Annotated in this window: 15 protein-coding genes and 1 pseudogene; 6 read left to right on the top strand and 10 right to left on the bottom strand. The window is 36.3% G+C overall.

The window, feature by feature from the left end; all coding sequences use genetic code 11:
- Positions 1-102 precede the first annotated feature (102 nt).
- On the top strand, positions 103-792 hold the full coding sequence (locus RCG17_RS11435) for a PepSY domain-containing protein (protein WP_308175268.1): 690 nt from the start codon (positions 103-105) through the stop codon (positions 790-792).
- Between the two features lie 262 nt (positions 793-1,054).
- Here the strand turns inward: RCG17_RS11435 and RCG17_RS11440 are convergent, their stop codons facing one another.
- The 4 genes and pseudogenes from RCG17_RS11440 to codY all read right to left on the bottom strand — a co-directional run bounded on the left by RCG17_RS11440 (position 1,055) and on the right by codY (position 6,202).
- Positions 1,055-3,028, bottom strand: a complete 1,974-nt coding sequence (locus tag RCG17_RS11440) for a methyl-accepting chemotaxis protein (protein WP_308175269.1) — start codon at positions 3,026-3,028, stop codon at positions 1,055-1,057.
- A gap of 477 nt (positions 3,029-3,505) precedes the next feature.
- Positions 3,506-3,739 (bottom strand): tyrosine-type recombinase/integrase, encoded by a 234-nt coding sequence (locus RCG17_RS11445; protein WP_308175270.1) that lies wholly within the window; start codon positions 3,737-3,739, stop codon positions 3,506-3,508.
- 122 nt (positions 3,740-3,861) lie between these two features.
- Positions 3,862-5,199, bottom strand: coding sequence for an ATP-binding protein (locus RCG17_RS11450; protein WP_308175271.1), 1,338 nt, complete (start codon positions 5,197-5,199; stop codon positions 3,862-3,864).
- Between the two features lie 213 nt (positions 5,200-5,412).
- A pseudogene (codY, locus tag RCG17_RS11455) lies at positions 5,413-6,202 on the bottom strand (GTP-sensing pleiotropic transcriptional regulator CodY).
- Positions 6,203-6,519: 317 nt separating this feature from the next.
- Between codY and RCG17_RS11460 the strand changes: the two are divergent.
- Positions 6,520-7,554, top strand: coding sequence for a tellurite resistance/C4-dicarboxylate transporter family protein (locus RCG17_RS11460; RefSeq protein ID WP_308175272.1), 1,035 nt, complete (start codon positions 6,520-6,522; stop codon positions 7,552-7,554).
- Positions 7,555-7,909: 355 nt separating this feature from the next.
- A complete protein-coding gene (locus RCG17_RS11465) occupies positions 7,910-8,548 on the top strand; it encodes a PARP domain-containing protein (protein WP_308175273.1) in 639 nt (212 codons plus the stop codon).
- A gap of 304 nt (positions 8,549-8,852) precedes the next feature.
- On the opposite strand, the gene RCG17_RS11470 is transcribed toward RCG17_RS11465, so the two are convergent.
- Genes RCG17_RS11470 through RCG17_RS11495 form a run of 6 tightly spaced genes read right to left on the bottom strand, consistent with a single transcriptional unit; the run spans position 8,853 to position 12,008 of the window.
- Positions 8,853-9,251 (bottom strand): MaoC family dehydratase, encoded by a 399-nt coding sequence (locus tag RCG17_RS11470; RefSeq protein WP_308175822.1) that lies wholly within the window; start codon positions 9,249-9,251, stop codon positions 8,853-8,855.
- Positions 9,218-9,469, bottom strand: a complete 252-nt coding sequence (locus tag RCG17_RS11475; protein ID WP_308175274.1) for a hypothetical protein — start codon at positions 9,467-9,469, stop codon at positions 9,218-9,220. Before RCG17_RS11475 ends, RCG17_RS11470 begins: the two co-directional genes overlap by 34 nt.
- Positions 9,466-10,560 (bottom strand): acetyl-CoA C-acyltransferase, encoded by a 1,095-nt coding sequence (locus tag RCG17_RS11480; protein ID WP_308175275.1) that lies wholly within the window; start codon positions 10,558-10,560, stop codon positions 9,466-9,468. Before RCG17_RS11480 ends, RCG17_RS11475 begins: the two co-directional genes overlap by 4 nt.
- Positions 10,557-10,904, bottom strand: a complete 348-nt coding sequence (locus RCG17_RS11485; RefSeq protein ID WP_308175276.1) for an AMP-binding enzyme — start codon at positions 10,902-10,904, stop codon at positions 10,557-10,559. Before RCG17_RS11485 ends, RCG17_RS11480 begins: the two co-directional genes overlap by 4 nt.
- A gap of 28 nt (positions 10,905-10,932) precedes the next feature.
- Positions 10,933-11,292, bottom strand: a complete 360-nt coding sequence (locus RCG17_RS11490) for an AMP-binding protein (RefSeq protein ID WP_374120919.1) — start codon at positions 11,290-11,292, stop codon at positions 10,933-10,935.
- A complete protein-coding gene (locus RCG17_RS11495) occupies positions 11,289-12,008 on the bottom strand; it encodes an AMP-binding protein (protein ID WP_374120920.1) in 720 nt (239 codons plus the stop codon). The genes RCG17_RS11490 and RCG17_RS11495 overlap by 4 nt, the downstream gene beginning before the upstream one ends.
- Before the next feature lie 353 nt (positions 12,009-12,361).
- Between RCG17_RS11495 and RCG17_RS11500 the strand changes: the two genes are divergently transcribed.
- The 3 genes from RCG17_RS11500 to RCG17_RS11510 all read left to right on the top strand — a co-directional run bounded on the left by RCG17_RS11500 (position 12,362) and on the right by RCG17_RS11510 (position 14,589).
- On the top strand, positions 12,362-13,012 hold the full coding sequence (locus tag RCG17_RS11500) for a GntR family transcriptional regulator (RefSeq protein ID WP_308175277.1): 651 nt from the start codon (positions 12,362-12,364) through the stop codon (positions 13,010-13,012).
- 91 nt (positions 13,013-13,103) lie between these two features.
- Positions 13,104-13,781, top strand: coding sequence for a DUF2848 family protein (locus tag RCG17_RS11505; protein WP_308175278.1), 678 nt, complete (start codon positions 13,104-13,106; stop codon positions 13,779-13,781).
- A gap of 25 nt (positions 13,782-13,806) precedes the next feature.
- Positions 13,807-14,589, top strand: coding sequence for a carbon-nitrogen family hydrolase (locus tag RCG17_RS11510; protein ID WP_308175279.1), 783 nt, complete (start codon positions 13,807-13,809; stop codon positions 14,587-14,589).
- Positions 14,590-14,591 lie beyond the last annotated feature (2 nt).

A 14,591-nucleotide genomic window follows, 5' to 3' on the forward strand; every position in this document is an offset into this window, starting at 1 on the left:
ACATGTAATCGATACTTCTAAGATATCTGTTTTCTATTATTACAAATGTAAGGTTGGAGATGGCCAGATCCAAAAAAATAACCATGGGAGGTTCCATAATTCATGATAAATTTAAAAAACAAACGAATGATTGGTGCGGCAGTTTCTACTTTGTTATTAGCTGGAAGCTTAGGAGGAACAGTTTTTGCCGCACAGAAAATGGACGTCGTAAAAAAAGATGTTCTTATGACGGAAAAGGTTGCGACTAATAATTCTATTGAAAAAACGATTAACGAGAACGAGGGGAACACTGCTTCCGTAACGGAGCAGCAGGCGGTGGATATCACTCAAAAGGCGCTTAAAACTATTTTTGATGTTGAGGTAAAAGATGGAGGGTATACACTGGAAACAGAATATTTTGATCAGTCTAAGAATAATGCGTCTTATAAGGGCAGATCTATTTGGTCAGTTTACTTCACAAAGGTACAGTCGGACAGAGGCCCTTTTGATATTAAATCTGCTTTCATAGATGCTAAGACTGGAGAAATACTCAGTATGTCCAGTCAAAACTCAACTGATGCAAAAGCTACTCAAGTATTAAGTCAAGAGGCTGCAAAGTCCATGGTTACTGATTTTGTTCAAGCAAAGGAATTAACTAAAGGTACAGCTATTAAAGACATTCAGGTAAACACTAAAAATGCCAAAAAAGTAATTGTTGTTGAAGTAAATCTGGAAAACGGAAAAGGAATAACAGTATTAATAAACAGTACAACTAATAAAATTATGGCTTGGCAAAACCGGATAGGAGAGTAATGTAAACACTGCATTGGAAGATTCAATTCTAATGCAGTGTTTTTTTTGTTATCTTATTACTATCTTTCAAATCACTCTTGAAAAACCTCATTTACTTATGATACGGTTCACCGTAACATAGCTAAATGAGGTTTTTAAAGTAACAAACAACCTTGCTAGACTATTTTTACTTTTGGCCTGCGCCCAAATATTTCGCTTAGCTCCAAATCCTATTTTTCCATTTACCTAACAGGTTATGAAGTAAATAATCCTCTATCTACTTTTAATATGAAAATTGATTGATTTCTAATTTTAATTCGTCTGCCATTTTTGAAAGGGAGCTGACAGATGCCGAAACTTCCTCAATGGAAGCTTGCTGTTCCTGGGTTGATGCCGCCACTTCTTCAGAAATAGCTGCATTGTCTCTTGCAATATTTGCAAGTTCATTTGCGGTTGCTGTCACTTCTTGAATCCCAGCAGATATTTGCTGAACGGTAGCTGAAATAGACTCAATTTGCGGAGTCATTTCCTGCATACTTTTCATAATCTGATCAAACTTACTAATTGTTTCTGCTGAAACCTTAATCCCATTGTCCACTTCTTCTGTTATTTTCCCCATAACTTGAACCGAATTATTTGTATCATTTTGTATTCCCTTGATTAATTCAGTTATTTGTTTTGCTGAGTTCTGTGATTGTTCAGCTAATTTACGAACCTCAGCAGCTACTACCGCAAAACCTTTTCCATGTTCACCGGCCCTTGCAGCTTCAATGGCAGCATTTAATGCCAGCAGATTGGTCTGATTGGCAATTTCACTAATAATATCCAATATTGAACCGATTTCGATTGAGCGTTCATATAATGAATTAATCATCTGATTAGATTTTTCTACGGAATTAGAAATAGAATTCATCTGGTTCATTGTACGATGAACAGATTTTCCCCCTTCCACTGCTTGTTCAGAAGTTTTAACGGAAAGTTCCGACACCAAACTGGAATTATCAACAATTTGAATAACTCCCTTTGAGATTTCCTCTAGGATTCTGGCATTTCCGTCCAAACCACTTGTCTGGTTCTCAGCACCACTTGCCACTTCCTGTATTACTTTTGTTACCTCTCCTGTAGAAATACTGGTTTGTTCAGTACTAGCTGCCAACTGTTCCGTATGTGAAGCAACTTGCTCAGCACTTATTTCTATTTTTTCAATAAGGGTGCGCAAACTGGACTGCATACTATTAAAAGCCTTGCTTACTTCGCCAATTTCATCATTGGATGTTATATCAATCTGTTCAGTTAAATCTCCATTACTTACTTTTAATACTTTATCCCTCAGGATTAGAATTGGTTTTATAAACGAGCCTACCAGTAGAAAAATTATTATCCCACCTAGAATAAAGGAAATAACGATCACTAATAGTGTTCGATTAAAAATAGGTTTTGCAGCATTGGCAGAATCAGATAATAGCGTAGTTCCTGCCAATTTCCATCCCGTTAATTTATTGGTTGTAAACTCCATTACATTATTTTGTCCATTTAAATTGTATTGGAACTCACCATTATCGCTTTTAAATACTTGATCAAAAAATGACTCTTTCGCTTGAGTGCCAATTTTTGCAGTTGGATGGGTTATATATAGCCGATCCTCGCTTAAAAGAAAGGCATATCCGCTTTCACCAATTTTTATACTGTTTGTCAGTTTACTAATTGAATTAAGGTTCAAATCAATCCCAATGACCCCTGAGCTATCATCTAATGTTTTGGCAATCGTAACTGTCATTTTTCCAGTAGAAGCTGCAATATATGGAGGAGTTATAACGACTTTGCCACTGTTTTGCATTGCCTGCTGATACCAACCTCTTTTTCTAGGATCATAACCGCTAGCTAACTGCCTTCTTGGGGATTCAACCATTAATCCTGTATTTGTTCCAACGTATATACCCTCTATTTCCGGATGGAGAGCAGCATATTTATCAAAATATTTTCTGACTTCCGGACTGTCTTCTCCATTATATTGCTGGGAATTCACGATGCTTGAAAAATAATCAGCATCATTCATTTTTGGGCTTATAAAGTTATCAATGGTTGAATTAAGCAAATTAATATTTGTGGATGCTGTATGCAGTATTTCACTTCTAACTTCTGACTCCGCACTATTATATCCAATAATTCCAATCGTAACGGATGGAATAATGAGAATGATAAAAAAAGCAATCATTATTTTTAATTTCAAACTAATGTTTCCCCATTTAAATTTCATAATGTCTTTATCCTCCTATAATGCCTCTTGCTAGATTAATGTATTTTTCTATATTTTTGATATCGTCTTTTTTCTCTAAGTATTGAGTTAATAATAAATTCATACTCTTTAGACTACTCTAAGCGATCCTATCCATGCAAAATTGCTTCATCAAAATATAGCCTTTTATACTTGTAAAAGACAGCAGTACAGTTCTGGGGAAATAGATATATCTTTTTGTGGTAGAAAGTATTATAAGTTTTCCGACCAACTGTAAAACAAAATAAAGGACTTACCTTAAGTCCCGATAAGTCCTTCTTTCATAAAATAAAAATCTCATTACTTATGGTACGGTTCACCCCGATTAATCCCAAATAACTTTAAATGAATTACCAATAAATTTCTTGAACTCTTCTTCAGCAATATGGCCCTATTGCTAAAAGACATGCATCAATATAAACGCATGTCAAATCCGATTAAAATCATTTTAAGCAGCTTTCAAAAATATTTGCTATAAAAATCGTGCCTCAACTTTCCACTTAGCTGCGCATATATTTTTGTGGTCTCACTCTTCTCATGACCAAGCAAACTCTGGATAACTTCAAGAGGTGTCCCGTTATTAATCATGTGGGTTGCATAACTATGTCGTAATTGATGAGGATGGATCCTCTTCTTAATTCCTGCACGACTTGAAATTCGCTTAATGATATATCTTTTAAGATCGATACTCATTTTCTTCCGATTAAGTGTGTACACCTGCCGAAGTCAACAATGAACAATAACAGAGCCAAGAAGAAAAAGGGTGTATTCGGGTTGTGACAGGCACGGGATATTTGCATGTTGATTGGCTTCCTTTACTTTGATTTCATGGGTAAGTATACCTGAGAATCTAGAAATTCAATACTACCTTCAACAAGCCGGCTGTTGGGAATACGTTTTTGTGTTAAATTTGCAATAGGGAAGTGAATCAGGAATGTCGATCCTTTACCAATCATACTTTTAATTTTTATTTTTCCATACATAGCCTTAATAATATTAAAAGCAACCATCATTCCCAGACCCGTCCCTTTTGAACCTTTTGTCGTAAAATAAGGCTCACCGAGTTTTTGAATTTGTTCATTCGTCATACCTACTCCAGTATCTGCAATAACGATTTGAACTGAATCGTTTTTGTCAATGGTGTTGATCAATAATATTCCTCCTTGTGGCATGGCTTCAATACAGTTCTTCATAATGTTCAAGAAACTTTGATGAAATTCTGATTTATCACCCAAAATTTTTGCAGTACTGTTAAGATTTTTTTCAATGACTACAGAATTCATATTTGATAGCGGTTCCAAGATAGAAATTAATTGATTTATTTCAAGATTAACATCAAGAGGTGCTACTTTTTTAACAGATGGTTTTGAGTATGAAAGATATTCATTGATAATCTTCTCTGCACGATTTAATTCGGAAATGGAAATTTGAATAAACTCCTTTCGCTTTTCCTCTTCAAAGTCGCTATAATTCATTAATTGTAAAAATCCTCTGATGGAGGTCAAAGGATTACGCACCTCATGGGATATGGACGCAGCCATGGTCGAAATAGCTTGGACTTTTTCTGATAAAATTATCTTTTCTCTTAAAATAAGGTTTTTTCTCAACGACTCAATTACATATGTACAAATTAATGTTCCAATAGTCGGAATGACGATAAGACTTAACCACAATTCGGGAGAAGTTACAGATTCCTCATTAATCATCATTATTAATATCCATAAGATAGAATTCAAGATTGATAATAGCGTACAGCAAGCAACTTTTTTCCTCGTTGTTTGATTTAAAAACCACTTATGTAAACCGATATAAATGAAGGTTTGAATTCCAAAAACAATGAAGGTAACCAATAAACCGTAATTAATTCCGAAAAAAGCCCTCAATACCATTGTAATGGAAAATAAGAAAACACCTATACCCATGCCACTATACAAGCTTCCAATAATCAAAGGAATCGACCTTAAATCAAACCTTGCATACTCACCTATTTTGATAGATAAACTTAAACTAATAATAAGGGCAATTGTGCAAAGTAATAAAATGGTCCATTTTGGAATACCTAGACTCCTGCGTCTTTCATTAAAGATCTGAAAGAAAAAAATTTGGACCAAAAAGAGAGATAAATTTAATAATAATTGTTTTGTAATTTCCAAATCCTTCACCACCTGTTAATTATGGTTTTATAATGCTCTTTGATCCATTTTAATTATTAAAAACATTAAGCTACGCTTAATGCTCTGGAAAAAAGATAAAATTATTTTGTAGATAAATTGAGTCTTGATACTGATAGGATTGCCCATCTTTAAACAGAATAAAGATTGATCGAAATGTGATTACAGTTCAGGAAACATTTTTTCTATTATTTTCTAGGCTAAAAGATTATTGCTAGATTTTAATTTTTCAAGTTTAAATAAAAATTTATCATTTAACACTTTAATATGGGTTCCCTTCTTGCCTAAGGAATGTGATTCAACAACATTTGCACTCTCTAATTTACGTAGGGCATTGACAATGACTGAACGGTTAATTCCAGCTCGATCTGCAACTTTTGAAGCAACCAATAGACCTTCTTTTCCATTAAGTTCTTCAAAGATATGTGTAATGGCTTCCATTTCACTATATGATAATTTACTAATTACCATTTGTACGATAGCTTTGCTTCGTGCTTCCTCTGCCGTCTCTTCAGATTTTTCACGAAGGATCTCCATCCCAATGACTGCAGAACCGTATTCTGCGAGAATAAGGTCTTCATCATAAAACGGCTTTTTAAATCTTGTAATAATTAATGTTCCTAAATGTTCTCCCCCACCAAGGAATAATGGTAGTTAATTCCTTTTTGGATAAATCCATATTTTCTATTGAGAATACAGAAGATTCATTGATTAAATCGAGGTTTAGATAAGTTTCTTTCATATTTAATATCTTTTTTGTATATTCTTCAGGAAATTGATGATCCTCAAGCGCTTGTTTTATTTGCTCATTTTCAATTTGATTGTTAACAGAAAATCCTAACAACTTACCTCGGAGACTAATAATAAATATATTTGCTTCCATTACATCACTTAATGTCTTAGACATATTCTTAAAATTAACCGACTTACCCACAATATCTTGTAAGAGAGCATTAATCTTTCTAGTTTTAGATAATAAATTCATTTATTTTTCCTCCTCGTATAAGGTAATTCGTTTTTGCACATCAACATTTTACATAAATTGTAATTTTCTCAAGGGTTTTGAACTCCTATAATTAACATCCATTTTAAGACAACTAGTAAAAAAGGTTAATGAAAAAAATCACATTCACTTAAATATTTTTCAATATTCAAAATATGTATAACTTTTCTGTTTCAATATTTCACTTTTACAATTGTCCAATTTACTTTCAATTTAAAAATTTTTATTTTTAGAATAATGTGAATATTATCACCTCCCTGTTAATGGAAATGTTTTAAAATTATTTTGGAGGCGATCATATGGTTTATTTTATAAAGCAAACAGCAGTTCATCTTTTTCCTGGATATTTTGCACTAGTCATGGCTACGGGAGCATTATCAACAGGAACATTTTTACTTGGTATGATGTTCATTTCAAAGATATTATTGTTTATTAATGTGATTGCTTATCTTTCTTTATGGTTTTTTACTCTTGTCCGTCTTTTTTTCTTTTTCCCTAATATATTGGCGGATTTAACAAGTCATACACTCGGACCTGGATTTTTTACATTAGTTGCAGGAACCTGTGTATTTGGTAGTCAATTAATTATTGTTTCAAACAACTATTCTGTATCAATTTATTTATGGGCACTTGCAATCTTTTTATGGGTAATAATTATGTATACTTTTTTTGCAGCAGTTACAGTAAGGAAGAATAAGCCTACAATGTCTGAAGGGATTAATGGAGCTTGGCTGATTGCAGCTGTTGCGACACAATCTATTTCGATACTTGGCACACTTATTTCATCAAAAGTAGATGCTGGACAGGGAGTCATCTTGTTTTTTTCTTTATGTATGTACTTTTTAGGTTGCATGTTATATTTAAACATCATTACTCTTATATTTTATAGATTCACTTTTCTAAGGTTAAAATACTCTGCTCTTACCCCCCCTTATTGGATAAATATGGGGGCAGTTGCCATCACTACGCTTGCAGGATCAACATTAATACTACATTCAAAGTCATTGTCTATTCTTGCTGAAATTACTCCATTCTTAAAAGGTTTTACTTTATTTTTCTGGGTAACGGGTACATGGTGGATTCCATTGTTATTTATTCTCATGATATGGCGACATCTCTATCATCGTTATCCACTTTCGTATGACCCGCAATTTTGGGGAATGGCATTTCCACTAGCCATGTATTCCACAAGTACATACCAATTGTCTCAGGCACTGGAAACCCCCTTTTTAGTAATAATCCCTAAAATTATGGTATATATTGCTATGGCTGCTTGGATATCCGTATTTATTGGGCTTATGCGTCATCTATATGCCAATTTTTCTAAATCATAAAAAGCACCAACTACATTTAGTAATGCCCCCCTAATTAATCGCAGCTATGATTCTGTGCGCTGGGTTAGTTTTCCGTTTTTACAATCAAACGATAAATGTTCGTTTTTATAACACGGCCATTAAATTTCTCTTTCCAATAGTCTTTGGTCACTATCTTCGATCGCAACAGCTGTATTGGGTTGTGCGCTGATGAATTTCCAATCTCCCGTATATATACAAATATGAACATCTCTTTTATAGATATTGAAGAATACAAGGATTTCTGGCTTAGGTGTGTTTCCTATCAGGTGCTTATGTAATTTTGAGAATATGCGAGTATTTAGAAGAAATTTGCTTTTTTGAGGGAGGAAAGTAAATGACGGAATTAAAAAGTTCCCAAGAAGAGGGACAGTTAACTTTATTTCATGCTACATCAAGTCAGGTATTGACTTGCATTATGGCTCAAGGTAAATTGGTTCCTTCTGTGGAAACTGGCATCACCAGCAACGGATTAGGGTTACAGAATTCTGGGATTCAAAAGGGAATATATTTAGCAGGAAGTGCAAGTCGTGCAGAGATTTATTATTACGGGGCAGTTGATGCTACAATGTTCGACCCCAGCATACCAAATGTAGGAGTCTTATTAAAACTTAAAGTCGATACAAAAAATTTGGTTGCAGATTATGATGATTGGGAAGGAATAAATATTGAAGGACTCCCATCTTGGCAAAAAAGCTTGGAAGATATTGAACAAGTTGTACATAGCGGTTCAATTTCAACCAATAATATTTCATCCGTTAAATTCGCGAGTATTAGGAAATCAGGAGAAACTTTACAGTATGCTAATTTGAAGGTATCACAACAACAAAAACTATTTAGTGAAACCTTAACCTTCGGGAAGGAAATGTCATTAGAAGAAGCAAATGAGGCAATCATTAAATTAAATATTAAGGTTCAAAATATTGGTCTTAAAACAGCCGTAGAAAATTTAGAAATGGATAAAGTAGACTTTTAACTAAAATTTTTTTTATAGTTTGTCCTTTTGTGGTGCCTAGACTTAGTAAGATACGAAAATGATTCAAAAAGTGATGGCTGCTCATTTTACTTTGATTCAAATGAGGTTGATTTATTCATTTCTTGCCTAACTGTATTCAAAAATAAATTATTAAATCCTAAAGAAAAAAGAAGATTGAAGAAAAGGACAGGAAACATGTAAAGTTCCTGCCTCCTCCATCAAATCTATTGAACTAGTATCTAAAAGAGATAGGATAAAATCTGATTCTGTGCTGTGTTGTTCTGTCCTCTCCAAATAAACAAAACTATTGATTTGTCTTTTTGCGGTACCTGACGCTGGTATCTTCTTCGCATATTTTCCCACGGAGGACTAGTTCCTTTCCCTTTAATCCTTGGACGATCAGGCTTGAGGCACCATTGTTCTGTTTTTTTACTGCAAAGATGTGAAGTGTATCATTTCGGAAAACTGGTTTTAAAAATTGCATTTCATATGTGGAGATCATAATCCCTTTTTCCGTAATAACGGAGGCTATATCGAGGGCCAGGCCCATGGTTAACATTCCGTGGGCAATAGGTGTAGGGAACCCAGCACTCTCTGCTTCCTTTTGATTGAGATGAATCGGATTGAAATCCCCAGATAGGAGGGCATACTCGTTAATTTTTTCCTCCGTTATTGTGAACGTGCAGTTATATCGGACACACATCGAAAACACTCGCTTCCTTCCAAGTCATAGCCAACTAGGGTTTGGGTATAAAAGGTATATATTCCTTTACTTATTTTTTTGTCAAGCGTGACGGTGCAGCGAAAACGATCCCCAACAGACAACGTCTTTAAACAGGTACATGTCTGTTTCCCGAAAATCCTTTCATAACCTTGGATCATTTCTTTTGTGATGGTCACGATCACATCTTCTGTTTTCATGCTATCGTCTCCCATAGAACAGCCATCCCGATACCTCCACCGATCCCAATCGTTGAAATCATATAGTTTACTTGATACCGCTGGACTTCATAAAATAATCTCGTCACTAAAATCGCTCCGGATGCTCCATAAGGATGACCAAAGGCAATGGCACCACCCTCCACGTTTAGCTTTTCATATGGAATGGATAATCCCCTTGCACAAGCGACAACCTTTGAAGCAAAGGCTTCGTTTAATTCGATGAGGTCAATGTCAAATATTGACAAGGAATTTCTCGACAATAGTTTTGAAACAGCTGGAATCGGACCAATGCCTGGGTAGTTTGGATCCACCCCCGTTACAATACTATCCACAAACCTTAGAATGGGTTTATACCCAAGTTCCCTTGCCTTATCCTCCGACATCACAAGGACTGCCGCTGCTCCATCATTGATGCCGCAGCAATTTCCCGATGTTACCGTACCATTTTTTTTAAAACAAGGTGATAAACGACGCAGCAGCCGTTCATAATTCATCTTTAGATTGATCCCTTCATCATTTAAAGGAAGATTTGAAATAGGCACAATTTCCTCTGAAAAATAGCCCTTTTTGACTGATTCGACAGCACGTTTATAACTAAGCAGGGCAAACTCATCCTGCATGGACCGAGAAATCCTGTATTTTTTGGCCACATTCTCAGCAGCCACACCCATATCGGGGTCACCAATCCGTTCTGGTGAAAAACGGGACCGCTGGTCAAACGGCGACAGGCTTGAACTTTCGACCCCGCCCGCTATATAGATTTCCCCTGCCCCTCCTTGAATGAGGTAGCAGGCAAGGCGGATTGCCTCCAATCCCGAACCGCACTGGCGGTCAATTGTTATACCTGGAACGGACACTGGTAGATCACTTTCCAAGGCTGACAACCTGCCCAAATTCCCTCCAGGTCCTACGGCATTTCCTAAAAGAACTTCGTCTGGTTCCTCGTGGAGATCTTTTGAAAGCTCTTCAATGACAAAAGCTGCCAATTGTTCTGGGAAATACTCCTTCAAAATGCCACCTTTCTTTCCAATTACCGTCCGTTTGGCTTTAACGATCACTGCCCGGTTCATATGAGTACTCCCTGTTCGAACATCCTTCTTATCTCCCGACGAGAAATCTTCCCGCCAGTGGTATAAGGGAAGTTCTTTACCTTTCGGAAAATTCGGGGAATTTTATAGGCAGATAAAGTTTCAAGACAGTAATGCTTTAAAACAGGGATTGACACATTTCCTATAATGCAAGCAACTGCTTTTTCTCCCCAATGCCCGTCTTTAATGCCAAATACAACCACCTCTTCCACCCCGGGACATTTTTTCAAAGCCTCTTCGATTTCCTGGGGGTAAATATTTGTTCCACCATAGAGGATCATGTCATTTTGCCGTCCTAGTATGTAAAGGTAGCCTTTCTCATCCATTTTGGCTATATCATATACCGTTGCCCAATCATCTTGTCAGTACCTTTCTCGTTTCTTCTTCATTATCTATATAACCGTCAAAAAGCATTTTACTTTTTACGTATAATATGCCTTCTTCACCGATCGGGACAGGTCCATTTTCTCCACGTATACAGATTTCAACATTATGAAAAGGCCGCCCAACAGATGCAGCATATTGCTTTTGCTGACTACTTTTTAAAACTGTGACATAACTGAGCTCTGATGTTCCGTAGAACTCATAAAGCTCAGCACTGGGAAAATGCCGTCGCATTTGTTCCTTTGATTGCGGCAGCCACTTAGCCCCGGTAGAAATAAAGGAAACAGACTTTTCACTCTTACAGCCTTCTTTTAGTAATCCCTGGATCATAGTTGGTACGACATAGGCCGTAGTAATCGGGTACTGATCCAGATTATCCATAAACCGGGTCGGGAAAACTTGGAAAGCAAATAAATGGTACCCCCTAAGAACAGCGTACTTAAAGCCCCATATAAAAAGGTCGAATTCACAAAGGAACCCGGAATTAATACATGTTCCTTGTCTGTCATCCCAAGATCTACTTGATTGCATCGAAAGCTTTCGATCCAAGAAGTATGAGATCGTACGAAGGCTTTTGGTTTGCCTGTCGATCCGGAAGTAAACCCGATATAAAATGTAGCCTCCGTATCATCCTGGATTGTTGGCAATGACAAGCCGGGATGAATCCACTTTTCGATTTCATCTGAATAAAGAACCCGTCTAGAGAACCTTTGAAACGTCAATTTCATCTTATCGTCGGCAATAATCAGATCGGGATTTGTTTGCTCAAGACGTTCTTTTATTTCTTGATCCTTCCATCTAATATCTCCAACAATACTAGCCCAACCGGCTGCACTGGCTCCGGCAAATAATTGTAAGAATAAACTTCCATTAGGTAAAAATAAGGCCACACGTTTATGAATAGAAGCCTCTTTAAAAAAGGCAACGGCCGTCCTCTCCACCAATTCTTGCCACTCTATATAGAAGACTATTTCATTTTCTGTAACGATAGCAGGTTTATATGGATACTTTTTTACAGATATGTTATACGTGCTAGTGATTCTCAACTCATACTTCAACTCCTTTTGTCAATCGGATCGATTTTTGATTTTTATATTCTAATGGCTAGAATCTTCATCAATTCTATAGTTTTATGTTAACTTATTTCTCAAAAAGTTAACACAATTATAAAACCTATCCCCGTCTCCTGTAAAGAATCAGGAGGTTCATTCGTATGACTGCATTTTGCCGTAAATGGAACAGGGGAAACTCAGGAATATAACAAATCTCGAGGAGTGCCTGAAATTCCATATCACGACCACAAAAATTAATTGACAATTCTAAAATAAAAAACTACTATAAAATCAAAACAACTGGCATGCCACATGCCAGGCTTTTTAAAATGAATTTAGGAGAAATTATGAACCTTTCAAAAGTAAAACCCATATCTCTGAAACAACAAGCATTTGAGTCAATTAAAAATGCCATTATCGAACAGTCAATTCTTCCTGGTGAAATATTATATGAGCGTCAATTAAGTGAAATGCTGGGTATAAGCAGAACCCCTGTTAGGGAGTCAATCCCACTATTAGAGCTAGAAGGGTGGGTAAAATCCGTTCCAAGAAAAGGGACTTTCGTTTGCAATATATCCGAAAAAGATGTAGAAGAAGTGATTCAAATTAGAAGGGCTATTGAATCTTTAGTCGTAGAACTATTAATTCCAGCCATATCGGATAAAGAAATTGAACACATTGAAGAAATATATGGAATACAAGCCCAATTAATACAAGATAAAAATAAGTTTATTAATACCGATAAAGATTTTCACATTTATTTAGCCCAATTGAGCGGTAATGTTCGTTTATCGAATTTAATGCAAACCATAAGTGACCAATTGCGCTGGTTTGGAGTTCGGGCCCTTGGTGCCCCCGATCGAAATGAACATACGTTAAAAGAGCACGCTGCGCTTATTGATGCTATTAAAATGAGGGATATTGAGGAGGCAAAAAAAGCCGTCATTACTCATATTAATCGTACACGTGAAGCTATACTTAAAAATTTACAATTATAGAATCTATTCATTTATGATCCTTGAAGGAGGTGGTTGCAGAATAAGAAGCCAAAATAAAAGTTTACTACTAATACTAAAGGAGTGACAAAAAATGTATCTTATGAAGTATGCTTTACAAAATGGTGAAGAGGTTACGTTTCCTGTAAAAAATTCTGCATGCATTGGCTATTCAGGGCGTAACCAGGAGATGGTAAAAAAACATATTGAAGAATTAGCATTAGAGGGAATTGCACCTCCCCCATCCATTCCAATGGTTTATCCTGCAAGCAATATTTTAGTAACTCAAGATGAAGAGATCCATGTTTTAGGTAAAAAGACTTCTGGTGAAGTGGAATTTGTTCTATTAATCCATAACGGAAAAAAATACGTTACGGTAGGTTCTGACCATACGGATCGCGAGTTGGAAGCATACAGCATCCCATATGCGAAACAAGCAACACCCAAACCGGTAGCTAAGGAAGCTTGGTTGCTGGATGAAGTGATTGATCATTGGGATGAACTGCAACTAAAATGTGAAATTTTTAAAGATCATAATTGGATCGCTTACCAAGATGGACATGTTACTGCTAATTTGGCTGTCGATGATATCCTGAAGTTTGCGGATAGTAAACAAGCGATTGATCCTGAAGGAACGATTTTATTTTGCGGAACGGTTCCGATCTTGGGCGGACAATTCATATTCGGTGATGGATTCCGTCTAACCTTAACAGATCCCGTTCTTGGACGTACGATTAAACATGAATATTGGGTTAAAGACATTACTATCTAATATTGCAGTAAGGGGATGAACGGAAATGAAAATCGCCGTCTGTCAAATGGAGATTATTCAAGGGGATAAGAATATTAATCGCGTGACAGCAGAACGAATGATTACAGAGGCTGCCCAAAATGGCGCCCAAGTTGTAGTATTACCGGAGATGTGGACATCTGGATACGATTTTGCACAACTGGATCAGCATAAAGAACCGCTTGAGGGTTCTACATATCAATTTCTTTCAGAGATAGCTGGCAAACAAAATGTTTGGGTTGTTGGCGGGTCACATCCCGTTGAATTTCCTGAAGGAGTCCGTAATACCACCCTCACCTTTAACCCTAAGGGAGAGTTACAAAATATCTATAGCAAAGTCCATCTTATCGGCTTAATGGCTGAAGATCAATATTTGGTCCCTGGAACGGACTGTCATGTATTTGATCTAGACGGCCACTTGGCAGCAGTAGAAATTTGTTATGATATTCGTTTTCCAGAGCTTGCCCGGAGTTATGCAGTTGAAGGAGCAAAAATTCTTTTTATTCCTGCTGAATGGCCCATTCAACGTGAAGATCATTGGGTAGCATTGCTCAGAGCAAGAGCCATTGAGAATCAAATGTTTGTTGTAGGGGTAAATACGTCAGGAAAGAATGAAAATGATGTATTTAATGGTCATTCCATGATCATAGATCCATGGGGGAAAACGATTGCCGAAGCTGGATCTGATTCTACTATTTTATATTGTGATGTTGATTTAGATTTGGTTACTAGTGTAAGAGAAAGAATGCCAGTTTTTAAAGATAGAAGACCATCTGTTTATAAACTTTAAAG

Origin of the sequence: Neobacillus sp. PS3-12 (assembly GCF_030915385.1) — a bacterium.
Lineage (GTDB): Bacteria > Bacillota > Bacilli > Bacillales > Cytobacillaceae > JAEVLT01.

Bases quoted from the DNA above. Each gene is read 5' to 3' on its own strand.
- RCG17_RS11435 (WP_308175268.1), top strand. From the start codon at position 103: ATGATAAATTTAAAAAACAAACGAATGATTGGTGCGGCAGTTTCTACT.
- RCG17_RS11440 (WP_308175269.1), bottom strand. From the start codon at position 3,028: ATGAAATTTAAATGGGGAAACATTAGTTTGAAATTAAAAATAATGATT.
- RCG17_RS11445 (WP_308175270.1), bottom strand. From the start codon at position 3,739: ATGAGTATCGATCTTAAAAGATATATCATTAAGCGAATTTCAAGTCGT.
- RCG17_RS11460 (WP_308175272.1), top strand. From the start codon at position 6,520: ATGGTTTATTTTATAAAGCAAACAGCAGTTCATCTTTTTCCTGGATAT.
- RCG17_RS11465 (WP_308175273.1), top strand. From the start codon at position 7,910: ATGACGGAATTAAAAAGTTCCCAAGAAGAGGGACAGTTAACTTTATTT.
- RCG17_RS11470 (WP_308175822.1), bottom strand. From the start codon at position 9,251: ATGTGTGTCCGATATAACTGCACGTTCACAATAACGGAGGAAAAAATT.
- RCG17_RS11475 (WP_308175274.1), bottom strand. From the start codon at position 9,469: ATGAAAACAGAAGATGTGATCGTGACCATCACAAAAGAAATGATCCAA.
- RCG17_RS11480 (WP_308175275.1), bottom strand. From the start codon at position 10,560: ATGAACCGGGCAGTGATCGTTAAAGCCAAACGGACGGTAATTGGAAAG.
- RCG17_RS11485 (WP_308175276.1), bottom strand. From the start codon at position 10,904: ATGGATGAGAAAGGCTACCTTTACATACTAGGACGGCAAAATGACATG.
- RCG17_RS11490 (WP_374120919.1), bottom strand. From the start codon at position 11,292: ATGATCCAGGGATTACTAAAAGAAGGCTGTAAGAGTGAAAAGTCTGTT.
- RCG17_RS11500 (WP_308175277.1), top strand. From the start codon at position 12,362: ATGAACCTTTCAAAAGTAAAACCCATATCTCTGAAACAACAAGCATTT.
- RCG17_RS11505 (WP_308175278.1), top strand. From the start codon at position 13,104: ATGTATCTTATGAAGTATGCTTTACAAAATGGTGAAGAGGTTACGTTT.
- RCG17_RS11510 (WP_308175279.1), top strand. From the start codon at position 13,807: ATGAAAATCGCCGTCTGTCAAATGGAGATTATTCAAGGGGATAAGAAT.